Annotated in this window: 15 protein-coding genes and 3 pseudogenes; 11 read left to right on the top strand and 7 right to left on the bottom strand. The window is 70.4% G+C overall.

Annotated features, from left to right (window positions below; translation table 11 throughout):
* Positions 1–4 precede the first annotated feature (4 nt).
* Positions 5–898, bottom strand: coding sequence for a type III pantothenate kinase (locus WME90_RS01470; RefSeq protein ID WP_437279250.1), 894 nt, complete (start codon positions 896–898; stop codon positions 5–7).
* Positions 899–984: 86 nt separating this feature from the next.
* Positions 985–1,626, bottom strand: coding sequence for an O-methyltransferase (locus WME90_RS01465; protein WP_437279249.1), 642 nt, complete (start codon positions 1,624–1,626; stop codon positions 985–987).
* Positions 1,627–1,719: 93 nt separating this feature from the next.
* On the opposite strand from WME90_RS01465, the gene WME90_RS01460 reads away from it, so the two are divergent.
* Positions 1,720–2,421, top strand: a complete 702-nt coding sequence (locus WME90_RS01460) for a hypothetical protein (RefSeq protein ID WP_437279248.1) — start codon at positions 1,720–1,722, stop codon at positions 2,419–2,421.
* An 80-nt stretch (positions 2,422–2,501) separates the two neighbouring features.
* Positions 2,502–2,936, top strand: coding sequence for a hypothetical protein (locus WME90_RS01455; RefSeq protein WP_437279247.1), 435 nt, complete (start codon positions 2,502–2,504; stop codon positions 2,934–2,936).
* Between the two features lie 233 nt (positions 2,937–3,169).
* On the opposite strand, the gene WME90_RS01450 is transcribed toward WME90_RS01455, so the two are convergent.
* Entirely contained in the window at positions 3,170–4,060 is an 891-nt protein-coding gene (locus WME90_RS01450; RefSeq protein WP_437279246.1) for an SDR family oxidoreductase, read from the bottom strand.
* Positions 4,061–4,423: 363 nt separating this feature from the next.
* On the opposite strand from WME90_RS01450, the gene WME90_RS01445 reads away from it, so the two are divergent.
* Entirely contained in the window at positions 4,424–5,002 is a 579-nt protein-coding gene (locus WME90_RS01445) for a protoglobin family protein (RefSeq protein ID WP_437283548.1), read from the top strand.
* A gap of 286 nt (positions 5,003–5,288) precedes the next feature.
* Positions 5,289–6,647 (top strand): hypothetical protein, encoded by a 1,359-nt coding sequence (locus tag WME90_RS01440; RefSeq protein WP_437279245.1) that lies wholly within the window; start codon positions 5,289–5,291, stop codon positions 6,645–6,647.
* A gap of 126 nt (positions 6,648–6,773) precedes the next feature.
* Here WME90_RS01440 and WME90_RS01435 read toward each other — a convergent pair whose 3' ends face one another.
* Together WME90_RS01435 and WME90_RS01430 are read right to left on the bottom strand one after the other, a co-directional pair.
* Positions 6,774–6,989 (bottom strand): hypothetical protein, encoded by a 216-nt coding sequence (locus tag WME90_RS01435; RefSeq protein ID WP_437279244.1) that lies wholly within the window; start codon positions 6,987–6,989, stop codon positions 6,774–6,776.
* Positions 6,990–7,464: 475 nt separating this feature from the next.
* Entirely contained in the window at positions 7,465–10,881 is a 3,417-nt protein-coding gene (locus WME90_RS01430; RefSeq protein WP_437279243.1) for a DUF2126 domain-containing protein, read from the bottom strand.
* Between the two features lie 464 nt (positions 10,882–11,345).
* On the opposite strand from WME90_RS01430, the gene WME90_RS01425 reads away from it, so the two are divergent.
* The 3 genes from WME90_RS01425 (at position 11,346) to WME90_RS01415 (ending at position 16,457) form a co-directional block, all read left to right on the top strand.
* Positions 11,346–13,259 carry a serine/threonine protein kinase gene (locus tag WME90_RS01425; RefSeq protein WP_437279242.1) on the top strand — a complete coding sequence of 638 codons (1,914 nt, stop codon included), beginning with the start codon at positions 11,346–11,348 and terminating at the stop codon, positions 13,257–13,259.
* Between the two features lie 40 nt (positions 13,260–13,299).
* Positions 13,300–14,364, top strand: a complete 1,065-nt coding sequence (locus WME90_RS01420; RefSeq protein ID WP_437279241.1) for a hypothetical protein — start codon at positions 13,300–13,302, stop codon at positions 14,362–14,364.
* 542 nt (positions 14,365–14,906) lie between these two features.
* A complete protein-coding gene (locus WME90_RS01415) occupies positions 14,907–16,457 on the top strand; it encodes an ATP-binding protein (RefSeq protein ID WP_437279240.1) in 1,551 nt (516 codons plus the stop codon).
* An 869-nt stretch (positions 16,458–17,326) separates the two neighbouring features.
* Here the strand turns inward: WME90_RS01415 and WME90_RS01410 are convergent.
* A pseudogene (locus WME90_RS01410) lies at positions 17,327–17,446 on the bottom strand (HNH endonuclease); the annotation flags it as partial.
* A gap of 142 nt (positions 17,447–17,588) precedes the next feature.
* A pseudogene (locus WME90_RS01405) lies at positions 17,589–23,174 on the bottom strand (RHS repeat-associated core domain-containing protein); the annotation flags it as partial.
* Between the two features lie 38 nt (positions 23,175–23,212).
* Between WME90_RS01405 and WME90_RS01400 the strand changes: the two are divergent.
* The 4 genes and pseudogenes from WME90_RS01400 (at position 23,213) to WME90_RS01385 (ending at position 26,325) form a co-directional block, all read left to right on the top strand.
* Entirely contained in the window at positions 23,213–23,905 is a 693-nt protein-coding gene (locus WME90_RS01400) for a DNA-binding protein (protein ID WP_437279239.1), read from the top strand.
* A 513-nt stretch (positions 23,906–24,418) separates the two neighbouring features.
* Positions 24,419–24,583 carry a hypothetical protein gene (locus tag WME90_RS01395; protein WP_437279238.1) on the top strand — a complete coding sequence of 55 codons (165 nt, stop codon included), beginning with the start codon at positions 24,419–24,421 and terminating at the stop codon, positions 24,581–24,583.
* Positions 24,584–24,838: 255 nt separating this feature from the next.
* A pseudogene (locus WME90_RS01390) lies at positions 24,839–25,174 on the top strand (hypothetical protein); the annotation flags it as partial.
* A gap of 452 nt (positions 25,175–25,626) precedes the next feature.
* Positions 25,627–26,325, top strand: a complete 699-nt coding sequence (locus tag WME90_RS01385) for a hypothetical protein (protein ID WP_437279237.1) — start codon at positions 25,627–25,629, stop codon at positions 26,323–26,325.
* Positions 26,326–26,865: the final 540 nt, after the last annotated feature.

The following is a 26,865-nucleotide window of genomic DNA, read 5'->3' as shown; positions in this document are numbered from 1 at the left end:
GACGTCAATCCTTGCCGCCCCCGCCGCCGCCTGCGGCGGGCGGGGCGTGCCCGCCGCCGCGCTCCGCGTTCCGCTCGTAGATCAGGCGCAGCCCGGTGAGCGTCAGGTCGTCGTCGACCCCCTCGATGGTCTCGGTCTGCGGCGCGATGAGCCGCGCCAGGCCGCCCGTGGCGATGACGCGGCACGGGTAGCCGAGCTCCCGCCGGAGGCGGCCCACGAGCCCGTCGACGAGCCCCGCGTAGCCGTACACGATGCCCGACTGCATCGAGTGGACGGGGTTGCGGCCGACGACCCGGGGCGGGAGGGCGATCTCCACGCGGGACAGCCGCGCGGCGCGGGAGAAGAGCGCCTCGGCGCTGATCTGGATGCCCGGCGCGATGACGCCGCCGAGGTACTCGCCCTTCGGGGTCACGCAGTCGAACGTCGTCGCCGTGCCGAAATCGACGACGATGACGCCGGCGGCGGCGTGATCGCCCCGGTCGGGATCGGCCGCGAGCGCTCGCGCCGGCGCGGCGCGGGGCTCGGGCCGCCGCCTCACCCACTCGTGCGCCGCGACCGCGTTGACGATCCGGTCGGCGCCGACCTCGCGCGGGTTCTCGTAGAGGATGGCCATGCCGGTCTTGATGCCGGGCCCGACGACGAGCGGCTCGATCCCGAACGCGCGCTCGACGAGCCCCACCATCGTGTCGGTCAGCGTGGGCACGACGCTCGCGACGATCGCGCTGTCGATGCGGGCGAGGTCGACGCGGCGGAGGTCGAGCATCTGCCGGACGAGCACGGCGTACTCGTCCGCGGTGCGGGAGCGCGCGCTCTCGCAGCGGAGGTGGTGCTGGAGCATCTCGCCCTCCAGCACCCCGAAGCTGATGTTGGTGTTCCCGACGTCGATGGCGAGCAGCATGCTGGCCCGACTCTAGCGCCGCGCCCCCCGGATCCCGCCACGATTTCGGACGCGAGAGCGGCGGCGACGCGCGGCGCGGCCGGCCTTCAGCGCTTGCGCGCCAGCGTCACCCCGTCGCGCACGGTGAGCATGACCTTCTCGACCCGGGGATCGCGGTAGACGAGGTCGTTGAAGGCCGCGAGGGCGCGGCCGTCCGCGCTCTCGGGGGCGAGGACCTCGCCGCTCCAGAGGGTGTTGTCGGCGACGATCAGCCCGCCGCGGCGGAGGCGCGGGAGGGCCTCCTCGTAGTAGGCCGGATACCGCTCCTTGTCGGCGTCGATGAACACGAGATCGAAGGCCGGGCTCGCCGGCATGGCGCGCAGGGTGGCGAGCGCGTCGCCGAGCGCGATCCGGATCTTCCCGCCGTGCTCGCTGCGATCGAAGAACGACCGGGCGATGCGGGCCACGTCGGGATCGCGATCGCACGTGATGAGCTCGCCGTCCGGCGGGAGCGCCTCGGCCATGCTGAGCGCCGAGTAGCCCGTGAACGTCCCGATCTCGAGCACGCGGCGCGCCTGCATGAGCGCGACCAGCATCCTGAGCAGGGAGCCTTCGACGCGCCCGACCTGCATGACCGCCCTCGGCTCATGGGCGTGGGTGAACTCGCGCAGCTCGTCGAGGAGCGCGGGAGGCGGCTCGGAGTGGTCGTGAACGTAGCGATCCAGCTCTGGATTGACGATGGCGATCATGGCGAGGTTCCTCGGCCAGGCACCGTAGCACCGGTGCGCGCCGGTTCCTCACCCCACCTTGAGCCGCCGGCGGCCTTCGCGGTAGCGTCGACCATGGCCTTTTCTTCCTGGAAGACGTGCGCTGCAGCGGCGTTCCTCGCGGCGGCTTGCAGCTCGACGGGCGGGAGCCCCGGGACGGGCGGCGCCGGCGGCACCGGCATGGGCGGCGCCGGCACGGGCGGCGCCGGCGCGGGCGGCTCTGGCGCGGGCGGCTCCGGCGGCGCCGGCGCTGGCGGGGGGGCGAGCTCCACGACCACCGGCGGCGGTGCGGGGGGAGAGGCTGTCTACGACTGCGCGTCGCTCGGCGATCCGTGCACGACCTGCCTCGCCCTGCGCTGTCAGGAGAGCTATTGCGCGTGCCAGCGGAGCGCCGAGTGCGCCGCGCTTGGCAACTGCCTCCTCGGCTGCGCGGTGGGGGACGAGCCCTGCGGGCAGGTGTGCTTGACGGCGCACCGGGCGGGCATCTCGGGCATCTTCCTCGAGGGCGGCTGCGCGTTCGAGCTGTGCGGCGTGCAGTGTCCGTCGCGCGCCCCGCTGTCCGCCTGCGCGACGTGCCGGCACACGGGGTGCGCCGCCGAGATGAACGCGTGCGTCGCCGACCCGTCGTGCAGGGCGCTGCTCGCGTGCGTCGACGCGTGCGGCGCGGACGACGAGGCTTGCCGAAGCCAGTGCGCGGTGGATAACGAGGGCGGCATGCGGGCCGCCGGGCCTGTCTTCGCTTGCGAAGGGGCGCAGTGCGGGACCGATTGCGAGTGACGGGCGAGCCGCCGCGCGCGGGATTGCCGCGCGGCGCCGCGGGGGTCGACGCCCCGGGTGAACGGGCATACGATGCCGCCGTGGCCTTCCTCGGATTTCGCGAGCTCGAGCGGGACGTGTACATGGTCGTCCACTACGACCCCGCTCAGCACCTCGTGTTCATCAAGCGATATTCGCGGAACTATCCGAGCATCGCGGAGCTCGAGCAGAGCTTCCAGCGCATCGATCGGGCGCTCGGTGCGATTGCCAGGCATCGCACCGTCCTGCTCGTCGACGCCCGGGATGCACCGCTGCGCAACGACGACGGGTTCGAGGGAGCGTTCCTGCAATGCCACACGCAGCTGACGCAAGCTTTCAAGAAGACCGCGGTCATCCTGAGGAGCGCCACCGGCGTGCTCCAGCTAGGCCGGCTTTCGAAGGGCTATGTGAAGCCGATGGGCATCTTCACCCGCCCCGATGACGCGCTCCTCCACCTAGGCGTCCACGTCGACCTGAAGCAGCTGACCGACCCCTAAATCCCCCCGCCTCTCCCCTTCCCTCTCCCCTTCCCTCTCCCCTTCCCTCTCCCCTTCCCTCTCCCCTTCCCTCTCCCTCTCCCTCTCCCCTTCCCTCTCCCTCTCCCTCCCGGAGCGGGGCTCACCCGCACAGGAGACGGGCCCAGATCGGCGTTTTCGGCGCGGAGGCGTACTCTTGTACGCCGAGCACCGAAAACGCCGAGATGGGCCCGTATCCGAAGCGGGTGAGCCCCTCAGGAGAGGGGTTTGCCGCCGGTTACTCCTAGGACCTCGCCGTTGACGTAGCTCGCCTCGTTCGAGGCGAGGAACACGAACGCCGGGGCGAGCTCGGCCGGCTGCGCCGGGCGCTCCATGGGGTAATTCTTACCGAAGCTGGCCACCTTCTCCTTGTCGAACGACTGCTGGATGAGCGGCGTCCACACCGGTCCAGGCGCCACGGCGTTGACGCGGATGCCGCGCTCGATGAGCTCCTTCGCCAGCCCCTTGCTGAAGGTGACGATCGCCCCCTTCGTGGACGCATAGTCGAGGATATCCGGGCTCGGCTGGTACGCCTGGATCGAAGCGACGTTGATGATCGAGCCGCCTTCCTTCATGTGCGGCAGCGCGTACCGGGTCATGTGGAACATGGCCAGGATGTTGACGCGGAAGGTGCGCTCGAGGCGCGCGGCGTCGAGGTCCTCGAACCGATCGGCGGCCTTGCCCTGCTCTGCCGCATTGTTCACAAGGACATCGATTCGGCCGAACTTGCGCGCCGTCTCCTCGACGACCTTCCGGCAATGGGCCTCGTCGGCCAGATCGCCGGGGATGATGAGCGCCTCGCGCCCCGCTTCCCTGACGACCCGCGCCGTCTCCTTCGCGTCCTCGTGCTCGTTCAGGTAAGCGATCGCCACGTGGGCCCCCTCGCGGGCGAACGCGAGCGCGACGGCGCGGCCGATCCCGCTGTCCCCTCCGGTGATCAGCGCGATGCGGTCCTTCAGCCGGCCAAGCCCCTTGTACGACGATTCGCCGTAATCGGGCCTCGGCTCCATCTTGGCCTCGATTCCGGGACGCTCCTGTGTCTTGCCCTCGAAAGGCGGCTTCGGGCCGGCGCCTTTCGGATCCGTTGTCGGTCCAGTGTTCTGCATAACGTCCTCCTGACGGTGTGCTGTGGTGAGAGGCCGAACGCGCTCCCAACGAACCCTGGCCATAAGGGCGGCAGCGCAGTCCGGCCATCGGTGGCAGCCTGCTCTCCGGATCGGAGCTCCCCCTACACCGGAGCGGCGAGCGGCGCGCTGGATCCTCGCCGGGCGCTCGCGAGCGGCGACGGCGCCAGGCCTCGATGATGGACGAGCCCGGCGTGTTCGTGCAGATGACGCGGCGCCCCGCTTGCGTGGTCTCGACGCGACCTGTCACATCAAGGCTTGACAGGCGACAGCTGGTCCGGTGTCTTCACCCTGCGTTGTCCCGCGGGGTGCCGCAGGTAAAGACGCGGAGGAGAACCGGTGGTGATAAAACACATCGACGAGAGCCGTCTGGAGTCAGATCTCGAATATCGGTTCGGGTATCTCATCGAGTTTGTCGGCTTCGGCGAGGCGGACATCGCGGCGATCCACGGGGCCGCGCCGCACCTCGCCCCGCGGGTCGAGGCGCTCGTCGACGCGGTGTACGAGAAGCTGTTCCTCTACGACGCCACGAAGCGCCATTTCGTGCCGAAGCAGCACGGCTACGAGGGGGCGCTCCCGGCCGACCTGGCGTCGCTCACGCTGGACCACGAGCAGATCAAGTTCCGCAAGAAGCACCTCTCAACCTACCTCGTCCGACTCGTGACCCACCCGTACGATCTGAAGATGGTCGCCTACCTCGACATGGTGGGGAAGATCCACACAGCGAAGGCCGGCAACCCTGACGTCGTCGTCCCGCTCGTGCAGATGAACGCGCTCATGGGCTTCGTGTCGGACGCCCTGCTCCAGACCATCCTGTCGCTGGGCCTGGATCGGGAAACGGAGGTGCGCACCCTCCGCGCGTTCAACAAGCTGCTCTGGCTCCAGAACGACCTCCTCGTGCGCCACCATCTCTCGACGGCTTGATCCCCGTCGCCCGCCGGGACGGGCCGCAGCGGCGGCGGCGGTCGGCGCCCCGGAGGGCGACGACGCGTCGAGCGGACAGCCCGTTGCGCAGTTACGCAATCGATTGCGCAAGCGCACAACGACGCGCGCCGCGCCGACGTGCCCGGCGCGCGGCGCGTCGGCGGGGCCGGCCGGGGATCGCCGGGATCGGCCCGGAATCGCCGGGATCGGCCCGCGATCACCGGGATCGGTCGGGGCTCGCCGGGAAGATGAGGCCGGCACATGCGGTGCTAGGCGCCCGGCCACAATGAACCGAAGCTTCGGGGAGATCGCGCTTCTCGTGGGGCTGTCCGTCCTGCCGACGATCACCGGCTGCAGCGACGAGCCATCCGAGGAGGAGCGCCGGTTCGCCCGGCTCACCGCGCGGGCCGAGCAGGTGCGCGAGCTGTCGTTCCGGCGCGCCGTGCCGGTCACCACGATCACGCGAGACGAGTTCGAGGCGGACCAGGAGGCGGCCGCCGCCGCCGCCGAGGAGGCCGATCTCGCCGAGATGACCGCGACGTACGGCCGGCTCGGCTACTTCGCGGTCGATGCGGACCTGCGGGAGACGCTCGCGCGCTCGAGCGACTGGGCCGCTGCCTGGTACGCTCCCGAGACCGAGGGCATCGTGCTCATCGGCGAGGTGGACGACACCGTCCTCGTTCACGAATTCGTACACGGGCTTCAGGATCAGCATTTCGACCTGGCGCCGGGCCAGGACGACGCGCTGACGAGCGACGCGTTCCTCGCGCGGCGGGCGGTCACCGAGGGCGACGCCACGCTCGCCGAGGGGCGCTTCATCATGCAAGAGCGCCAGGACGCCGATCTGCACCTCGTGGACTGGGGCCCGCTCCTCTCCTCGGTGCACGCGCGCCGGGAGGAGCTCCTCGCCGGGAGCGAGCTCCCCCTCTTGTTCATGGCGTATCCATCGTTCGCGTACAGCTTCGGGCTCGAGTACTGCGCCCACAACCTGACCGGCGCGAGCGCGGCGTCGCCCTTCATCGACAGGCTCCCCCCGTTCGACTGGTCGCGCGAGGACGCGCTCTTCACGACGCGGGTGCCCGCGAGCACCCAGCAGATCCTCACGCTCGACGCCCAGGACCCCGAGGTCGGCGTCGGCCTGGACGAGATCCCCGCCGCGCTCGACGAGCGGATCGAGCGGCTCGACTGGGACACCCTCGGCGAGTGGCTCACGTACCTGCTGCTGCGCCCGCTCGACGGCGCGCCCGAGCTCGGCGACATGCGCGCGCTGGCCGCGGCCTGGGACGGCGATCGCGCGTTGTTCGTTCGCGATCGGAAGACGGACGACCTCGGTACGGCGTGGGCGTCGGCGTGGGACGACGCCAGAGCCGCGGCGGGCATCGAGGCCGCGCTGTGGCAGCTCTACGGCGGCGCGCCGATCGACGGCGAGGAGCCGCGGCTCGGGCGGGCCGACGACGGCGAGCTCATCTGGATCGAGCGGAGGGAAGATCGCGTGGTCGCCCTCAAGAACGTCGATGAGGCGCTCATGCCCTCGCTCGCCGAGGCCGCCTTCCCCTCCGGGATCCGGCCGATGCGGCTCGCGATCCGGACGCGCCCGTCGCTCGCGGCACGGCTCTCGCGGCGCCTGCCCGGGCGGCACCCGTGACGCAGCGACGGCGCGCAGACGAAGCGCTCCCGCCCCCGGGCCATCGGCCTGGAAGCGGGAGCTCTCACGGGCGGCGCGACGCGCGCTGACCGCTCCTCGACGAACCGCGCTCGCCGCGCGGCGCTCTCATATGCACAGCGAGTCGCAGTCGTGGTCTTCCTCGCACGCCGAGACGCAATCGCCGTCGTCGTCACACGCCGAGATGCAATCGTCTCGATCGGTCGAACAGGCCGTGATGCAGTCGTCCCCGCCTTTGTCCTTGTCGTCGTCCGCGTCGACGAAACAGCCCGTCGCCAGGGGAATCGTGGAAACCAGAAGCACTGCAAACACCTTGCGCATCATGGGTTGTCCTCCTTCGTGGTGTACTGTCCGCATGCGATGCAGGGGACATCGACCACTCAAGCAGGGGACGTACCAATCGCGCTTCTGACGTGATTCACCTGCTGGCCCGCAGGCTCTGGAGAGCCGTTATGCCGCGCGGGCCGAGCTCAGCGCCGGAGCTCCGGTCACCCGAGCGCCGCGGCCGACGGACGCGCGGGGTCCCGCGAGAAGGCAAATCGCCACAGCGGCGCGCGCCATGGCCGCGCTCGGCGCCTTCGAACCCGGGATTTCCCGCGCCGCGCGCGTCGGGCGTGCGCAACGTGCGAAAGCGGAGCGCTGGGCCAAAGTGTCACACCCGCCTCGACCGTGGGCACCGGACCTCCGTCCCAGGCAAGCCCCCGGCCTCCCGCCCGGGTCAAGGCCGCTCCCGGAGCGCCTCTCCTGTACAGGACGTCACGTGGCCGCGCTGGGTCTCACCGGAGCGCGGCCCCGCGGCTCACTCGTCCTCGGGCTTCCGCGGCTTGGGCGGCGGCCGGTCCACGGCGTAGCGCCGCAGGTCCAGCGTGCAGGGCGCGTCCCCGTGGGCGAACGCCGGCTTCGCCTCCACCGGCCACGGCGTCTGCCCCTCGATCGTGAACCGCTGCGCGCGCCGCGCCGCCGCCTCGAACCGCGTGAGCGGCGGGGTGTCGAAGGCGCGCCCCTCCGGGTGCCACACATGGTAGGCGCACGCGCCGATCGAGCGCTTGCCCCACGTGTCCAGGATGTCGATGTGGACCGGGTGGTGGATCCCGAGGTGCGCGTGCAGGCTGTGCGGCGGCGCCCAGGCGCGGAACCGCACGCCGCCCACGTGCTCGCCCGCCGTCCCCGTCGGGCGGAGCGGCAGCACATGGCCGTTCACGAGCACCGTGTGGCGCTCCGGCGTGAGCCCCTGGACGCGCACCTCGATGCGCTCCATCGACGAGTCGACGTAGCGCGACGTGCCCGTCGTCGTCAGCTCCTCGCCGAGCACGTGCCACGGCTCGATCGCGTTGCGCACCTCGAGCACCACGTCGCCAGCGTGCAGCGTGCCCACCACCGGGCAGCGCAGCTCGATGAACGGCCGGTACGCGTCCGCGGGCAGCGCGAGCCCGCGCTGCTTCAGGTGATCGAGCACGTCCTCGAAGTCGCGCCACAGGTAGTACGGCAGGAGGAAGCGGTCGTGCAGCGCCTGGCCCCAGCGCACGAGCCGGCCCGAGTACGGCTCCTCGGCGAACGAGGCGAGGAGCGTGCGGATGAGGAGCGCCTGCGCCACCGCCATGCGGAAGTGCGGCGGCATCTCGAAGGCGCGCAGCTCGATGAGCCCCTGCCGGCCGTGCGCCGTCTGCGGATCGAACAGCTTGTCGATGCTCACCTCGGCGCGGTGCGTGTTGCCCGTCATGTCCACGAGCAGGTGGCGGAACAGGAGGTCCGAGAGCCACGGCGGCTCGCTCTGCCGGCGCTCGAACGCGCGCGAGAGCGCGATCTCCAGCTCGTAGAGGTTCTCGTGGCGCGCCTCGTCCACGCGCGGCGCCTGCGACGTCGGGCCGACGAAGAGGCCGGCGAACATGTACGAGAGCGACGGGTGGTGCTGGTTGAACGTGAGCAGGCTGGCCAGGAGATCCGGCCGGCGCAGGAAGGGGCTCGAGAGCGGCGTCGGGCCGCCGAACGTGAGGTGATGGCCGCCCCCGCTCCCCGCCATGCGCCCGTCGATCAGGTACTTCTCGCAGTGCAGCCCGCTGTGGAGCGACGCGTCGAACACCGTCTCCAGGAGCGACGCGTACGCGCGCACCCCGTCGGAGGGCGGCAGGTTCACCTCGAGCACGCCCGGGTCCGGCGTCACCGAGAAGCGGAGCACGTCCGTGCCGGGCGGGGGCGGGTAGCCCTCGAGCAGCACGTCGATGCCCGTCGCCTTCCGGGTCGCGTCGATCGCCGCGATGAGCTCGAAGAAGTCGGCCGGCGAGAGGAGCGGCGGCAGGAAGACGTGGACGGTGCCGTCGCGCGTCTCGACGCAGAGCGCCGTGCGGACGCCGTAGCCCGATCGCCCTGCAGCCGGCGCGGCGCGCTGGGCGTGGTGTACAGCGCGCTCGCCGTCGTGGGCGTGCCGCTGCGCTGCGCGCGCGCGCGCCGTCTCGGCGTGCTCCGGGTCGCCGTCGCCCTCGAGGAGCTCGACGCGGCGCTGCCTCTCTTCCTCCTCGTCGGCCTCGGGCTCGCCGCGCCGCGGGTCCTGCGGCGACACGAGCTCCTCGATCGGCGGCGGAGGGGCCACCGCGACGAGCGAGCGGAGCGGGAGGCGCAGGCCGATGGAGCTGTCGCCCGGGAGCAGGAAGAGGTGCCCGCGCCGGAAGCCCCAGCGCTCGCTGATCCACGTCCCCCACTGGCGCGCGAGGGGCAGCACGAAGCCGGCCTCCCGCCCGAGCCCGCGATCGAGCACCCGCGCGAGGCGCCGCCGCTCCTCCGGGTCGTCGAGATCCGCCTTGAGCGGGTCGACGTCGGTGGGCAGGCTCGCCTCGTCCTGGAGGTGGCGCCAGGGGTCCTCGAGGGCCGGCAGCAGGAAGTCGGCCACCCCGAGCCGCGTCGCGAGCGCCTCGGCGAACTGCCGCGAGAGCTCCACGCCGCGCCCCCGCGACGCGCTCGTCGCCGGATCGGCGTGGCGCGCCTGGGACATCTCGGTCCAGATCGGGGCGCCGTCGCGCCGGCCGATGATCTCGAGCGCCCAGCGGGGCAGGCTCTCGCCGGGGTAGTGCTTGCCGGCGCGGAGCAGCAGGACGCCGCCCGGCGTGATCCGGCGCCGGAGCTCGTGCGCGAGCCGGAGCCCTTGCGCCCATTTCGTCGGGCCGAGCGCGCCCTCGCGCCACTCGGGCGCGTCCGGGTACTCGCGCGAGTTGAAGGTCGGCTCGCCGCCCATGGTCAGCGAGAGGCCCGCGGCGGCGAGCCGCGCGTCCGCGCGATCGGCCACGGACAGCAGCTCCTGCCACACGGGCTCCTCGTAGGGCGTGGTGGGCCGCGGCTCGTGGCCGAGCCGCCCGACCTTCATCTCGAAGGTCACGTCGGTCGCGCGCGTGTCGCTCGTGCCCTCGACCGGCGCCGCGAGCGCGGGCGAGGCGGTGCAGGCGAGGGGGATGTGGCCTTCGCCGCAGAGCAGGCCGCTCGTCGCGTCGAGGCCGATCCAGCCTGCGCCGGGGAGGAAGACCTCGGCCCACGCGTGCAGGTCGACGACGTCGCGGCTCACGCCGCGCGGCTGGTCGGGGATCATCCCCTCGTCCGTGAGCTGCACGAGGTAGCCGCTCACGAAGCGCGCGGCGAGCCCGCGCGACCGGAGCGCCGCGATGAGCAGCACCGCCGAGTCGCGGCAGCTGCCGCGCCCGTGCGCGAGCGTCTCCTCCGGCGTCCAGATGCCGGCCTCCTCGCGGATGACGTACTTGATGCGCCGGTTCACGGCGGTGTTCAGCGCGACGAGGAGCGACACGGTGTGGCCCTTCGAGGGCAGCCCGGCGAGGAACTCGTCGAGCAGCGGGCCGCGGGCGAACGAGGGGTCGGCGCTGTCGAGGAAGGGGGCCAGGTCCTGCTTGAGCTCGGCGGGATACGCGAACGGGACGTTCTCCGCGCGCTCGTCGAGGAAGAAGTCGAACGGGTTCACGGGGCGCACGCTGACCGCGAGCTCGACAAGGATGTCGAAGTGCGGGACGCGCTCGCCCGCGGGCAGGAGCACCCGCGCGACGTGGTTGCCGTACGGATCCTGCTGCCAGTGCGCCGAGATCTGCGGATCGATCTTCAGGCTGTACGACTCGATCTTCGCCTTCGCGTGCGTCGCGGGCCGCAGCCGGATGAGCTGCGGGCCGAGCGAGGCGGGGCGGGGATAGCTGTAACGGGTCCGGTGCTGGATGAGCAGGCGCACGGTGGTTTGTCTCCGGGGGTGGCTCTATCCAACCAGAAGTGCCCCCGTTCCGTCTCGGCTTACCTGACGCGATGGCAACGCGACGCGCGATGGTTTCCAGGATGATTCGGCCAGGGATCGACGGCGTGGCGGGGCGTGGACGAGAGCGTGCCGCGGCGTCTTTTGGCGAGGCGCGAGGCGCGAGGCGCGAGGCGCGAGGCTGTGGCGGCGCGGCGGCGAGGCGGCGCGGCGTCACGAGCGTGCGACGAGGCGACCGTACGACGAGGCGACCGCGCGACGGAGCGACCGTGCGACGGAGCGACCGCGCGGCGTCGCGAGCGTGCGACGAGACGACCGTGCGGTGTCGCGAAAACCCTGTGTTGCGGCGCCTTTGGCGTCGCTCTGCCCGCCGCGCCGCGCAGCGCCCCGACGCGGGCGCCGCCCGCGCTTGCCGTCCGAGGGCGAAGCGGTGATCATCGCCCGCCGTGTCGGATTCCGAGACGAAACAGCCCTCGCTGCCCCCGGTCGAACCGGGGACCGTGCTCGCCGGCAAGTACCGCGTGGAGCGGATCATCGGCCAGGGGGGCATGGGCGTGGTCGTCGAGGCGCGGCACATCGTGCTCGACGAGCGGGTCGCCCTGAAGTTCCTGCTCCCCGAGTTCACCCGGCACCCGGAGGGGTCGGCCCGCTTCCTCCGCGAAGCGAAGGCCGGCATGCGGGTCAAGAGCGAGCACGTCGCCCGTGTTTCGGACGTCGGAACGCTCGAGAACGGCGCGCCCTACATGGTCATGGAGTTCCTGGTCGGGAGCGACCTGGCGCGCCTGCTCCGGGACCAAGGCGTGCTCGGCATCGAGGACGCGATCGATTACATCGCGCAGGGCAGCGAGGCGATCGTCGAGGCCCACGGGCTCGGCATCGTCCACCGCGATCTCAAGCCGGCGAACCTGTTCCTGACGACGCGCGTCGACGGCTCGCCGCTCGTCAAGGTGCTCGACTTCGGCATCTCCAAGATGGCGACCGGCGCGGTCGACGTCCTGACGGGCACGGACGCGGCGCTGGGCTCGGCCCTGTACATGTCGCCGGAGCAGATGCGGCAGACGCGCTCGGTGGATCACCGGACGGACATCTATGCGCTCGGCGTCTCGCTCTACGAGCTGCTCGCCGGAAGGCAGCCGTACTACGCGGAGACGCTGCCGCAGCTCTGCGCGGAGGTGCTGACGGGCACGCCGGTGCCGCTGCGGACCATCCGCCCCGACGTGCCCGACGCGCTCGCGGCGGTGCTCGAGAAGGCGTACGCCCGCGAGCGCGAGCAGCGGCACGCGTCGGTCGCCGAGCTCATCGTGTCGCTCGCGCCGTTCGCGCCCGCGCGCACGTACCCGACGCTGGCCCGGATCGCGCGCATGGGCGGCCTGTCGCTGCACGCCGCGATCCCCGGCGGGCACCGAGCGTCGCAGCCGTCGTTCCCCGCCGCGGACGCGAGGCTCCCCGGGCCGGTCGCACGCGACCCGTCGTGGCCGGTGCTCGCCTCGTTTCCTGCCGGGCAGAGCGACCCCGCGCTGCCGCGCCCGCCGACGCCGCTCCCCCACGGGACGCCGTTCTCGCAGGTGCCGTCGCCCGTCGCGCACGCCGCGACGCCTTACCCGCACCCGCCGTCGCCGTTTTCGCAGGCCCCGTCGCCGGGCGGGGGCGCGCAGGTCGTCGGCGCGCCGCACTCGGGCGAGGGCGGCAGGACGAGCCCGATCCCGCCGAACGGCTTCCATTCGCCCACGCCTCAGCAGCAGATCGTCCCCGGTCCATACAGCGCGCCGATGAGCTCGCGCGCCGCCGCGACGTTCGCGTCGTCGACCCACCTCGGGATCACCTCGGACGGGCGCCGGATGCATGGGCTACAGGTCTCCCCTTCCGCGATCCTCGCGCTCGCGCTCATCGCGGCGACGCTCGTCCTGGGGCTCATCGTCGGCAGCGTGTACGTGCTCCGCCGTGGCAGCGCCGATGGGACGGAGGGCGCGGGCGCGGTGACGACGGTCGCCGCGAGCGCGACGGAGACCGCCGCGCCGGCGCCGGCGCCGACCGCCGAGCGGCCTGCGCCCACCGCCGAGACGACGATCTCTGACGGACCGACGATCCGGCCGACAGGGGCGGCGACCGACGCAGCGACGGCCGACACCGCGGCGGCGAGCGCTGCGGCGGCGGCGAGCGCTGCGGCGGCGGCGAGCGCCACGACGGCCGCGAGCGCTGCATCTGCGGCCGCGAGCTCCCCCGCGGTGTCCCCGAGGACGGCGCCCACCGCCGCCCGTGGCGCTGCGCCCGGGGGACGCACGACGCCGGCCACCCGCCCATCGCAACATCCGGCGACGCAGCGTCCTCCGCAGGGCATCGACCTGAACGACCCGCACTGACCGAACGACCCGCACCGAGCCCACCGCCATGATCCTCTCGATGTTCCATGCCCCCCGCGCGCTCCGTCGCGCCCGCCTCGCCCTCGCCTCGGTCGTGCTCGCCTCGACGGCCCTGCTCGCGCCCGCGGGAGCTGCCGCGCAGGGCGCGAGCGGCGATCCGACGCTCGCCCAGACGTTGTTCGAGGAGGGGCGCCGCTTGATGGAGGCGAAGTCGTACGCGCAGGCGTGCCCCAAGCTGGCCGAGAGCCAGCGCCTGCGGCCCGGCACGGGGACGCTGCTCAACCTGGCTCTGTGCAACGAGGGGCTCGGCAAGACGGCGACGGCGTGGGGGCAGTTCAAGGAGGCGCTCTTCGCCTCGAAGAAGGAGGGCAACGCCGCGCGCGAGGCGTTCGCGCAGGAGCACATCGACGCGCTGGAGCCGAGGCTCTCGAAGATCCAGCTCGACGCGGAGAACACGCCCGGCCTGCTGGTCCGCATCGACAGCAACGACATCCCTGCCGCCGCGCTCGGCACGCCGATCCCGATCGATCCTGGGGCGCACGAGGTCGAGGCGACGGCGAGCGGCTACTCGGTCTGGTCGACGACCGTCCAGGTCGGCGAGAGCGCCGATCTGAAGACGATCGCCGTCCCGAAGCTCCTGCCCGCGCCTGCCGCGAGCAAGCCCGCCGGGCCACAGTTGCCAGCGCCCGGCGGCGCCGTCGGCGACCGCAGCGGCGGCAGGGGCCTGCAGACCGCGGGCTACGTGATCGGGGGCGCCGGCGTGGCGGTGCTCGGCGTCGGCGCCGTGTTCGGCATCCTCGCCGCGGGGCAGGCGAGCGACGCGGAAAAGGACGAGGCGCTCTGTCCGGAGAAGCGGTGTACGCCGGAAGGTCGCGACGAGATCGACGCGGCGGAAACAAAGGCGCTCGTGTCCACGATCGGCGTCGGCGTGGGCGTGGCCGCGCTCGCCGCGGGGGCGATCCTCGTGTTGACCTCGGGCCCATCCAGGACGGCGAGCGCGAGCGCCGCGGCGGCACGGCAGGGCTCGCCAGGGCGGGTGCAAGCGCGCATCGTGCCGCTCATCGGCCCGCAAGGCGGCGGGGTCGGGGTGCTCGGCGCGTTCTAGTACTACAGCCGCACGTCGGTGAGCGCCGAACGAGCTGGGCTCCACCGGTGTGCGGACAAGCCAAGCGTCACGAGCGCCCGCCCGCCCAACGAGATCCGCGGAGATTCCGCGACGTGCGGCTGTAGTACTAGAGCGCCGAGCACGTTGGAGTCCCGAGGAAATCAACAGAAGGGAAGAGCAACCGCAAGGGCGCAAGGGGCGCAAGGGAAGGCAAGAAAATATCTCGTCTCTGGTCCCTCGCGCCCCTTGCGCCCTTGCGGTTGCTCTCTTTCCCGCATTCCTTGCCCTTGGTGCTCGCTTCCCGGCAGATCGGTCGGGCCTAGCAACCCATTAAATTCAGGCAACTTTCAACCTGTTCGGTGCTCTAGCGACGGGGCACTACCGGCGCGCTGGCGCCGGGACAAGGCAGACGCCGGTCGGCCGTGGGACCGGAGCGCCAGGGGCCCATAGCGGATGCGCTGGGCCCCGTGACGGTCACTTACGCGTCAATCAGGGCGCGCCCTCACGTGACATCTGCGCCGGCGAGCGCTCGCTTTGTGTCGATGGATGACGCCGGTCCGGTATCACAGCCCTCCCCTGCCTCCCGGCTCCGCAGCTGCAAGCGCGACGTGCTCGATCGCTGGACGCGCCGGGTGCTCGACGATCCCAGAGCGCCGACGCCGCGGCGGGACGAGCGTCCGGTGCTCGTCGACGCGGTGCCGGCGCTCCTCGAGCACCTCATCGAGGCGCTCGCGGCGAGCCGGCGCGCCGGCGAGGAAGCGGCGCTCCGCGGCGCCTACGAGCGGGTCGAGGACCACGCGCGCCGCTGCGTCACGCAGGGCCACTGCATCGAGGCGGCGCTGCGGGAGCTGTCGCACCTCCGGGCCGCGCTGATCGAGGAGTTCGTCGCCCAGGGCATCGCGCTCGGGGTGGCGGAAGCGCAGGTCCTGCATGCGGTGGTGGACGCGAGCATGTGGACGAGCGCCCTCGAGATCGAGCGGGCGACGCGCGTCGCGCTCGAGGACAGCGGCGCGCGCCTGCGGCTCGCCACGCAGGCCGGCGGCGTGGGCGTGTGGGACTACGACCCGGTGACCGGCAAGCTGCGCTGGGACGACCGCTGCCGGGAGGTGAGCGGGCTGGAGCCGGCGTCGGACGTCGATTACGAGCTCTTCCTCGCGGCGATCCACCCGGACGATCGCGAGCGCGTGCAGGAGGCCGTGCGCCGCTCGCAGTGCCCGGAGAGCGGGGGCGAGTACAGCATGGAGTACCGCCTCGTGGGGATCCGCGATCGGATCGAGCGCTGGGTCAGCGTGCAGGGGCGCACCTTCTTCGACGCGGCCGGGCGCAGCGTCCGGATGATCGGCACGGTGATGGACATCTCCGATCGCAAGGGGGCGGAGGCCGCGCGGCTGGAGGAGCTCGCGTTTCGCGATCGGTTCCTCGCCGCGCTCAGCCATTACCTGCGCACGCCGCTCACGGCGGTCACGCTGGCGTCGAGCACGCTGATACGCCACGGCAACCTGACGCCGCGCCAGGCGACGAGCGTCGCGGGCATCTCGGCGAGCGCGCGGCGCATGGCGCGGACGATCGACGACCTGCTCGACCTGACGCGGAGCCGCTTCGGCGGCAGCATCCCGATAGCGCGCAGGCCGGGGAACCTCCATGAGCTCTGCAAGGGGGCGATCGACGAGCTCCGGGCGATGCACGAGGGGGTGCCCATCCGGCTCGATCTGCGCGGGAGCGGCGCGGGGCTGTGGGATCCCGAGCGGATCGCGCAGATGGTGACGAACCTGGTGCAGAACGCGATCGACCACGCCGAGCCCGGGAGCGCCGTGCGGGTGGCGCTCCGGCCGCGCGGGGCGGACGTGCTGATCGAGGTGCACAACAAGGGTCCGGCGATCGCGCCGGAGCGGCTGGCGACGCTGTTCGATCCCTGGCAGGTGTCGCCCGAGGAAGGGCGGGCGCGGAGCGCGGGGCGCGGGCTCGGGCTCGGGCTGTTCATCGCGCACCAGATCGCGCGGGCGCACGGCGGGGCGCTCGAGGTGGCGAGCAAGGCGGAGCTGGGGACGACGTTCACGGCGCGGCTGCCGCGGAGAGGGACGGCGAGGGGGTGAGGGGCGGGGGGTGGTGAGGGGCTGAGGCGAGGCGCTACGACGCAGAACGGGACGCTGGAGCTGACGAGGCTCGACGCGAGCAGGTCCGTGCAGGCGGCGTCGCGGTACACGGACGCCATGAGGGTGCACGCGGCGCCGGTCGGGCCGCGCTTCAGCTGACGCCTCACGTCGAAGCTGGACCTCAAGCCCGACGATGGCGTCCCTGATTTGTTCGAATTCAATATATATTCGAGCCCCTCGAACCTCCGAGGACGATACCGATCGAACGGAAGAATCGGCCATGTCCAAAGCGATGCCTGTTCCGGATGAAATATAGACACCATCATTGAGCTCGCACTTTTGTCAGCCCTGAAGAATCTCATACGAGAGTCACCGACGCACGGCTTGAAGTTGAGATTGCCGTTCGGATGGTAGTCGTAGCGGAGCGTGCAGGGCGCCGACGCGCTCTCGACGTCGCTGAAGTACGCGCAGGTCAGTGTCGCTCTCGTGCCCGGTGAACCCTTGCGTCGTCTCGCTCGGGAACGATATCGGCAGGCGCTCCCCCTACACAGGGTTCCTGCGTTGTCGGGTACCCTCTACCTCTCCGCCTGCACGTCGTCACGGATCCGCTGGAGATATTTTTATTCTGTTCCATGCGACACCCACCGAGCTACGCTCTGCCTCCCAATCGATTGGCAAATCGAGCACGTCGCGCAATGAAGGGTCAGCATCCAGAATGTGGTTCACTCCGACTACCCGCGGAATCGCGTCAGGCCCGTGAGAATCGCCACACAAGAACTGCCAAGCTCCACCTTCGTGCGCTACCAGCAATACGGGACGGCTTCCATCGAAGACGTGCTCGCAAACGTATGTTGCAAATTCTCGATCGCTCATCGACTTCTCCACTCCTCAGGCGTCTGTGCTCCCTTTGATCGGTTGCACGTACGGCATGTGGGATCCAGATTTTTGTCCGTTGTTGGACCTCCACGCGAATACGGAATTCGGTGATCGGCCTCGTAGGTATTGGGCTGCCCAGGCTTTGTCGTTAGCTCCGCGTCGCAGTGTTCGCACCTTCACGCCCTCCGCATCTCGGGCACGTTCAAGACCTCGTTCGCGCTGTTCGGGTGAGAACCTCCGAGACCCTCGCTCCGTCGCGGTGGGCGTTGTTGTCTGCGGGCTCCTACTGCCCGATCCTTGCGACATGAGCGCCTGCGTCAGCCCCTGGATCCCCGCCGCGATGTTGCCGACTCCGCCAACGACGAGCGTGGCCGACACCGCGATCGCAGGCACACCGATCGCCGCGCCGATGCCGGTGGCGCTCGTGACGCCTCCGAAGACCTCCCCCGTCAAGCCCCCGAGCGTGAGGGCAATCCCACCGACGATCTGCCCGATGGCCAGGCCCATCCTGGCTTTGGGCGTCCCATGGGTCAGCACGCCCGCAGCGTCCAGCACCTCGTGACCCACGCCGGCGAAAGGAACCGCCCCGAGCAGCAGCCCGGTGACGAACCCTCCCTCGAGCTGGACATAGGGGTTCTGCGACCAGTCGATCGGCGCCGTGGTCACCGGCTGCGGCACATACCCGGAGGCGCTCCCGGTCGTGCTGACGTCGACCGGCGGCGCCGCCGCGCCGACCTCCGCAGCTTCCCGCGAACCTTCTACCTCGTTGGGCGTCGTCTTGAGGCATTCGAGCCCCATGCAACCGGACTCGATGATGCGCTGTACTTCGGGATCGTTTGTGTACTCTGGATCCACCGGCACCGGGGGCCCCGGCTCGAACCCGCTCGGATCCACGAAGTTGAGCGGGCTGTTCATCACATAGCTGTATGGATTCCAGCTCTGCCCGAAGAACGGGAGCGAAACGACGGGGTCCGTCGTCAAGAACCGCCCGATCCTGGGGTCGTAGATCCTGCCCTTCATGTTCACGAGCCCGAGCTCGTCGTCGCTCTCGTGCCCCGTGAACCCCTGCGTCGTCTCACTCGGGAACGATGCCGGCGGGCGCTCTCCCCACACGGGGTTCCTGCGCTGCCCGAATGGGTCGTAGCTCCGCCGCTCGCGCACGTCGCCGTCCTCGTCGGTGAGCGCATCGATCGAGCCGAGGTGATCGACATGCACGTAACGGGTGCCGTCGTCCGAGCCTCCCCGGGTCACGATCGCCACCACGCGCTCCGGCGAGTGAACGTGGTACCGATGCTCCACGGTCCCCGACGCCGCGTCGGTCACCCGCTCGTACAGGTCGCCGAAGTAGAGCGTCTCCTTTTCCGGCGTGATCTTGCGGATCCGCTGCTGGTCGCCGTCGTAGCCGAACGTGATGGTGCTCGCGCCCTGCGTGAGGCGCTCCGGCAGGTCGAACGGCGTGTAGCGCACCGTCGTGCCACCAGGCCGCGTGGTCTGATTGCCAGCAGCATCATGCGCGAAGCTGTCGGTACCCGCGCCGGTGATCGCGTGCGGGTGCAGCGGGTCGTCGTAGGAGAGCGTTCCGACGTCCGACTTGAAGGTGAGATTGCCGTTCGGGTCGTAGTCGTAGCGTAGGGCGCAGGGCGCCGACGCGCTCTCGACCTCGCTGAAGTACGCGCAGGTCAGCCGATGGATCGGATCGTACCGGAAGCGCTCCGTCGTATTCTCGGGCTGGAGCGCATCGGTGCGGCGCGTGAGATTGAGGAGGTCGTCGACCCCATAGTCCAGGTCCTGCACCTCCCCCGCGCCGCTCTGCGTCCCGATGTGCCTCAGGCGCTGCTTGTCGGCGAAGTAGCTCCGCTCCGTGACGGCGCCGTTGCCGAACACCTCCTCGCGGAAGCGCCCCGCGTCGTCCACGTCCGTCAAGCGCCAGTAGGCGAGGTTCGTTCTGCTGTCGCGTACGGCGATCACATGGCCGTGCGCGTCGCGGTCGTGGGCCACGACGAACGGCGCCGCGCCCGCCGGCGCTGGGTACGTGACCGTCTCGACGCGACCGAGCTCGTCGTAGCCGAGCCTGGCCTCCAGGGGAGAGCGCTCGCCGTCGATGCGGAGCGAGATCGTGTCGAGCTGCCCGCGGCTGGTGTACCCGTAGGTCTTCTCCCCGTCGGGGCTCGCCAGCGTGTGGAGCTGGCCAACGCCGTGCGCCGCCGTGTCCCAGGTCCACGTGGTCGTCCGGCGCTCGGCGCCGTCCTGGTCCACGCGTGTGCGGGGTCGGCCGAGCGCGTCGTACGTCCACGTGAGCTCTCGCTCGAGCGCATCGGTCGACGAGATCAGCTCGCCGAATCCGTCATGGATCGAGACCGTCGTGCCCCGATCGGGATCGTCGAGCTGCCGGACGCGGCCGAGTGCGTCGCGCGTCGTGCGCGTGACCGCGTCGCCCGGATCGGTGACCGTGTGCAACAGCCCGAAGGGGCCGTACGCGTAACGGGTGATCCCGTCGGCCGCGTCGGTGATGGTCTTAATGCGCCCGAGCGGGTCCTGCTCGGTCACCGTCACGTGATCGAGCGGGTCGGTGACGCGCACGAGCAGGCCATCGTACGCCGTCGTCGTGACCGCGTTCCACGGCGTCGTATGGCGCACTTCGCGGCCCACGGCGTCGTACTCATAGCGATCGTACAGGATCGCGCTCTCGGGCGTGTCCTCGCTGACCGGCACGGAGCGCCGCGCGATGTGCTCGCCCAGCGCGTCGTACCCGATCTCCTGCATGATGCGCTTCGCATCGCCCGAGCCCTCCGACGGCTCGGGCCCGTACCCAAGCGATCGGATCGGGCGGCCGAGGCTGTCGAGCTCCACCGTATCGTCGGCGCCGCCGGTCGTGATGCTCTGCTGCCTCACCCGCCACGCAACGTGCTCCGGGCCACCATCCTTGCTGCGAGCGAGGGAGACGGTCGTCGTCGTGCCGTCCGGGCGCCTCTCGATGCCGAGTCGCCCGAATCCGTCGTGTGCCCACGTCGTCACGAGCTGATTCGGATCGACCTGCTCGAGGAGCACGCCGAGCGCGTCGTCAAACTCCACGAGCGTGGTGTGCCCGGCCGCGTTCACGTACTTCTCGGGGAACATGCCCTCCTCGTCGAAGTCCGTGGTGGATGTGCGCTTGTGCCCGAAGGCGTCCTCCGCCGTGACGCCGGTGATGTTCCCGAAGTCGTCGCGCGCATAGGTGAGCTTCAACTTCGTGTCCGGCAGGCCGTCGTCGCTCTCGGTGGACTCGGTCTCCACCTCGCCGTGGATCGTGTTCGTTCGCTTGAGGGTCCGGCACTGCGACATCCCCGCCGCCGCGCTGCACTCCGTCTGCGTCTCGAGCTGGCCGAGGACCCAGCGCTCGGTGTCGTTCTTGAACGTCCGCGTGACCTCGCGCGTCAGGTCGACGCCCTCCGTGGAGACCTCCTCGGCGCGCACGTTGCCGAAGGTATCGAAGTCCGTCACCGACGATACCGAGTCGCGCAGCAGCGTCGCGCCGTCGCCGCCTCGCCCGATCTCCCGCACGTACGCCTCGACGGAGGGCGTCGCGCCGCTCGGGAGCGGATAGACCCCTTGCGCTCGCCTCACCCGGCGCTCGGTCGGCAGCGTGAAGTACGTGGCGCCGTCGTTCGTCGGTACGAGCGTCCGCGTCACGTCGCTGAACGAGAGCTCGATCTGCTCCGGCCTGGGCTGGCTCGCGAGCCCCGGAGCCCCGCGCCACGTCCGCTGGACGCTCCCCGCGAAGGGAAAGACCTGGAGCTCGTCGTCGAAGGTGACGTGGTCGTAGACATCGATCGTCACGGCGCCTGTATCCAGATCCATGACGATCCGCTCCCCGAACCCGAGAAATCCGCGGCCCAGCCGGTGGTAACGCCCGTCGCGATAGCCAACCTCGAAGCGCCTTGCTCGATCCGCGCCGTTGTTGAGCGCGTACGCGCTGACCACCCGGCGAGGACCGACGACGCAGCGGCGCGGATAGCCACAGTCGTCCGCCGCGCCGGAACGCGCGACGTAGAGCGCGCTCCTCCGGTCCGGATCCTCTTCCGCACCTCCGCTCGTGACCGGCGCATCGGTCAGGTGGCCGTAGGAGATGCTGACGTTGGGCACGAAGCCCGGCTCGGTCGGCTCGTGCGCGTTCATCCCGTCGGAGACCGCGACCAGGAGATCCTGATCGGCCGAGAGGTTCTGGAAGACGTTGAACACGCCGCCGAGCGGCAGGATCACGTCCTGCGCCCCGTCCCCGTTGAGATCGCCGGTGCGCGGCCCGTGAGGATCGGCGAGCGTGATCGCGTCACCGAGCTTTGCCTCGAAAGGAACCCCTGGGTCGACGATCTTGAACGGCGGCCCCGCGCGGTCGCCGGTCGCCAGAAGGACGGCCCAGGACGGCAGCACATCGGAGCCGCTCAGCAGCATGCCTGGTGGCACGGGCATGAGGAGATCCTGCCGCCCGTCGCCGTTGACGTCGAGCGGCACGGCGAGGCGGAAAAGCGCGTCCTGGTCCGGGACCCCCAGCAGATCGCCGAAGCTGAACACGTCGACGGTCCTGAACGGCGACATCACGAACGTCCGCCCCGTGTTGAAGTACGTGTACAGCTCGTGGTGGTTGAAGCCGGATTCCACGGCATCGGGCAGGCCATCGCCGTTCACGTCGAGGAAAACGACGCGGCCGCCACGTGCCACGATGGGGAGCTCGGTGTCGATCACCTCCCAGCGCCCCTCGCCCCGGCGCATGATCGCGTCGTAGCTCTCTTTCTGGAGGACCGATCCGTCATCGAACCGCTTCAGGGAAGGCACGACGAGATCGATCTTGCTGTCGGCGTCGACGTCGAGCGTGTGGAGCTCCGTATCGCAGGGATAGCCGACGAGCAGCTCGATCGATTCGCCCTCGGGGTCGAATCCCGCGGACGTCGCGCCGCGCGCAGGCATCCAGAGATGGACGGTCCACACGGCGGAGAGCGGGCGCGGTACCAGATTCTCGGCGTGGTCCTGACACTGGATCAGATCCGGCACCGAGTCGCCATCGAGATCGGCAAGGTGTACCGAGGCGCCGGGACTGCTCAGGCCCGGCGGCGTGGGCGTGCCCCTGAGCGGGAACGGCCGGCGGATGCCCGTGTCATGCAGCGCGAAGGTCCGGTCCGGCTGGGACAGGAGCACGTGCCACGTGGTCTTGGTGCCGAAGACGTCATGGAGAAAGACGTCCATCTGCCCATCGTCGTTGTAATCGAGCACCGTCCCGAGCTCGGGCTGAAGAAGGGCCGGATCGGACGCTTCATCCGGATCGGCGACGAACAGCCAATCCTCGAGGAAGGCGAGATCCGGCGCCGCGAGAAAGGACGGCGAGGCGCGGGGCCCGAGGTTGCGCGCCACCCCCCACGCGGTGATCGGATTCGACGGCGTGCTGAGCCCCGCGACCATGTCAGGGATCACGAGGTCGTCGAGCCCGTCGGCGTCGATGTCGAACACCATCGGGCTCGCCTTCTCGGAGACTGGCTTGTCGATGTCCGTCGTGAGCCGCTCGAATCCTGGCTTTCCGCGGCTGTACTGAAACCGTGTCGGAGGTTTGCAGACCCCGTCGCTCGCGCACTCCTCGACCTGGGTCAGGAGCGTCTGGCTCGTCGTCGGGCTGAGCTCGTAGCGGAAACCGTAGCTCCGGACCAGCGCGTCGCCCGGACCGAGCATCTGGATCTCCTCCAGGCGAAGCCGCTCACAACCTGATGCGCCGTTACGTGCGACGGCGATTCCTCGAGCTGCGGATGAACCGGGCGAGCGGGCGCGCGGGGACGGGGGCTGGTGCCCAAGGGGCGACATCCAGCGCTCCGGGGCCATGACTTGTCCCCGGGGGACAGCACGGCTAGGGACGGGGAATGCGCAAGACCGTTTCGATTCGCAGCATCGTCTCGATCGCCGTCACCACCTGCGTCCTCGCGACGACGGCCTGCAGCTCTGGCGAAGGGTCACCTGCTCCGGACGAGGAGGTCGTGGTCGCCATCTCCCAAGCCCGCGGCCTGGCCGAGGGCTCCACGGCGACGGTCGACGGTGTCGTGACCGTCGTGCCCGGCACATTCAATTCGGCGACCGGCGAGCAGGGCTTCGCCCTGCAGGACGACACCGGTGGCATCTACGTGAGCCTTCCCGACGCGCTCGATCTCGACCTCGACACCCGGGTGCGTGTCACGGGGACGCTCGCGCAGGCGGCCCAGCAGACGGTGCTCAACGCCAAGGCAGCCTCGGTCACGGCGCTCGGCGAGGCCGGCGCCGTCGGTCCGAGGGACGTGACGACCGGAGAGGTCGGAGAGCCCGTCGAGGGCCTGCTGGTGCGCGTGGGCGGCCGCGTGACCAAGGCCGTGGAGGACGACCAGCCCTACGGCTTCAAGGTGTACATCGACGACGGCTCGGGCGAGATCCAGGTCTTCGTGCACATCGTGGACGGCCAACCTGTCATCGACACCGCGTCGCTTGCGGTCGATCAGGACATCACGGTGACCGGCCTCGCCGCGCAATACGAGACGACCTACGAGGTCGCGCCGCGCTCGACAGCAGACCTCGTGGCGCGATGAGCGAGCCGGCCGGCGCGTGAATGCCGAGCGGGTGCTCCTGGTGCTCCCTCGGGCTCCGCAGGTACAAGGTCGCCGCGGCGCTCGTCGGCCACGGCTGCTCCGATGACGATCTCTCCGAGGGATGGCGCCTGCTCCAGCGCGTCATCCGCACCCGGCTCGGCCTCGTCGCCGCTGCCGACGCCGGCGTGCTCGACGAAATCGACGCCTGGGAAAACAAGGGGGTTCCCGTCGCGTCCGCCACCCTCAAGCGCCATACCCCACCGGCGCACGCCTTCATCACCGGCCCCCCATCGCGAACACCAGGCGCAAGGGGCGCTGAGCGACGCGGCGCGGTCACACTGCGCGTAGGCCCTCTCCCGCGCCTCGTACTCACCCACCCTCCATCCATCGAAGCGCGCCCCCCCCGAACGCCGCGGCAGCTGCGCCGCACCGCGCTCGCGATGCGATTGCAACACGGCATCGATGCGGCAGACGTAATACCGCTACCAGCACCTCTTCGCGTGGAACCACGCCTTGCGTGCGTCGAACCCGGCGGAGGACGTCACCGGGATCGAGGTCGAGGCAGGGCCGGAGGGCGGAGCGCCGCTCCTCGGGCACCTCTGGAACCGGATACCCAACACCCAGCCGTACGAGGACCTGAGCCCGGGTTACGCGCCCGCGTTGTTCATTCCGGGTTGAGGCCGGCGTGGATGCCGAGATCGACGCCGCGGAGCGCCTCGATGGGTCGCGCCGAGCGCGATGGCCTCGTGGAGGCCGCGGGCGCGGAGGATGGGCTCGCCGGCGGCAGAGGCCGAGCGGGTAGGGGCCGAGGGGGCGCTCCGGTCCGGTTGGCTCGATCCATGAGCGTTTCCTCTGGATCCAGGCGACATCAAGCTGGTTACTTGAGTCAACCCTCTGGATATCGCCCAATTACCATTGGAGCTTAGCAAGTAAATTCTCGATGAATCCCGATACTATCTAGAAAATGATCTATTTATCGAGATTCCCGACCCGCGTGCGGTGCACACCCGCGCGACGGAGGCGACCGTCACGGGTGTGGCGGGGCTGGTCGGCTTCGGTGTCTTCCTCCGTGAGCTCGATGTCGACGCCACACTCCGGCGCACGTTCGGTCGACTCACGCCGGACAGCCGAGCTGTCCTCCTCATGGCCGCCCAGATGCGGCTGCCTATCGACGCCGCCGTGGCCGGGGAAGCGCGGGTCTTCGGCCTGGAGGCCCTGGCCAATGACCCGCTCTTCGTGCACCTGGCCGGCGGCGTCGTGCCCAGCATGGTCGCGAATGCCGCCGCAAACCGCATTTTTCGCGCGTTCGAGGTCCGGCGCACCATGCAATCGCTGGGCAACCGTCCACGGCTGCTCCGACGTGGGAAGGTGAAGCTCAACAGAGCGACGCCTCCTCGTCGCGTGCACGAGGCGAGATCCTTCGCAGACCGCCGGGGCAACGTGACATGTCACGCTAGCGCCGTGACATGTCACATGACATGTCACGCTAGCGCCGCGACATGTCACGCTAGCGCCGCGACATGTCACGCGGAGGCCCTGGAGGCGACAACGCCGGCCACGTGATGGCAGCGTGCAGCAACCAGCGACGGATCACGCAAGCATGCCGACGGCGATTCCAGAGTGGGGTGGCGGGAGATGAGCGCTCCTCTCCGTGAGCATCGACTGGCACGGCCCCTGCATTCGGTACGCACACACACGAGGCCTGCCGTCTCTAGGGGCCGGTGGCGAAAGAGGAGATCCGTGAGGCGTTTTTCATCCCCGTTTCAACGGTGGTTATTCATCTCATCGACCTGGCTTTCGGCGGGACGCTGTCCGCCTACGGCGCCGGCTGCGCACGGGGATTTCTGTCGCGACCACCGCGCGGAGCAAGGCTCCAGCGCAGTGTCAGCACGGCGAAGCTGCCCGCCCTCGACCGTCCGACTCAGCGCAGGGTCCACCTCGTCGAGGAAGAGTTGGAGCCGTCGTGCTACATTCGTCCCATGCTTCTCGGCGACGAGATTCCGGAGTGGAAAGCCCTGCGAGATGCCCTGCGCGATCTCGTCACCCACGCCGGCGGCTGCGCCGCGGCCGTCGTTGACGCGTCCGGCAGCCTCTGGTGCATTTGGCCCGTCGCGCCCACGACGCTCCCGCCTGCCGAACGCTTTCTCGAGCGGGAGCTCGCCGAGCCCCAACGTGTTGCCCTACGCCGAGGCGGACGGCTCCGCGTAGCTCACCCTGCCGAGCCGTCCGAGGATTCGTATCTCGCGGCGTCGTTCGGGGGCATTTACGTGCTCGTGTTGTGGTTCAAGGGGTCCTTCGATCCCGACTTCCAGCAGGCTCGCCTCCGGCGCGAGCTGCCCCGGATCGAGGCCCTGACGGTCGCGCTGCCGCCTCCCGATGGGCCGGAGGCCGGCGAAGGTGCCGCCAAGCAGCGCGCCTGAGCGCGCTGCTTGGCAGCCTCGAACCTCGGTCACAGCCCGAGGCGCCCGAGCTCAAACACGACTCGATTGAACGCTGGCACGGTAGCACAAACTTGCGCCTGACTGCGCCGGCCGGAGGGCGCTCGCGATCGCGGATGTCGCCATGCCCGCGGCGCGCCCCGGAGAGGTCAGAGCGACACCGGGCGCTCTGCAAACTCTCGTGTCACATGGCTGTGACGTCAAAGATGGCCCGAAATGAGCGGCGTTGCCTGGCGCCTCCCTGGGTGACCACCGCGGCTGCCCACGCGGCGGCCCACTCTCCTGAGGTCTGGCACCTGGCTTGCACTCATGCGCGACCGTTGCGCCGCTCTCGTGCACAGCGAAGGTGATTCTGCGGCCGATCGAGAGCAGGACGACGCCAGGTAGTATTTCAATGGAAAGGATCTTCGCTCATGCGGAACATGCATCGCTTGCGCTTTGCATCAAGAACATCGCTTGAACGTGCTCGCCCTCCCCGGACGAGATGCACCGCGATCGGGGGTGGCGCCCTCCTGAGCGCCC

The sequence above is a fragment of the Sorangium sp. So ce375 genome (assembly GCF_051473855.1).
Classification (GTDB): domain Bacteria; phylum Myxococcota_A; class Polyangia; order Polyangiales; family Polyangiaceae; genus Sorangium.
The sequence above is the reverse complement of the archived record's forward strand: the minus strand, read 5'-3'. Positions and strand labels throughout refer to the sequence as shown.

Bases quoted from the DNA above. Each gene is read 5' to 3' on its own strand.
- WME90_RS01470 (WP_437279250.1), bottom strand. From the start codon at position 898: ATGCTGCTCGCCATCGACGTCGGGAACACCAACATCAGCTTCGGGGTG.
- WME90_RS01465 (WP_437279249.1), bottom strand. From the start codon at position 1,626: ATGATCGCCATCGTCAATCCAGAGCTGGATCGCTACGTTCACGACCAC.
- WME90_RS01460 (WP_437279248.1), top strand. From the start codon at position 1,720: ATGGCCTTTTCTTCCTGGAAGACGTGCGCTGCAGCGGCGTTCCTCGCG.
- WME90_RS01450 (WP_437279246.1), bottom strand. From the start codon at position 4,060: ATGCAGAACACTGGACCGACAACGGATCCGAAAGGCGCCGGCCCGAAG.
- WME90_RS01440 (WP_437279245.1), top strand. From the start codon at position 5,289: ATGAACCGAAGCTTCGGGGAGATCGCGCTTCTCGTGGGGCTGTCCGTC.
- WME90_RS01435 (WP_437279244.1), bottom strand. From the start codon at position 6,989: ATGATGCGCAAGGTGTTTGCAGTGCTTCTGGTTTCCACGATTCCCCTG.
- WME90_RS01420 (WP_437279241.1), top strand. From the start codon at position 13,300: ATGTTCCATGCCCCCCGCGCGCTCCGTCGCGCCCGCCTCGCCCTCGCC.
- WME90_RS01415 (WP_437279240.1), top strand. From the start codon at position 14,907: ATGGATGACGCCGGTCCGGTATCACAGCCCTCCCCTGCCTCCCGGCTC.
- WME90_RS01400 (WP_437279239.1), top strand. From the start codon at position 23,213: ATGCGCAAGACCGTTTCGATTCGCAGCATCGTCTCGATCGCCGTCACC.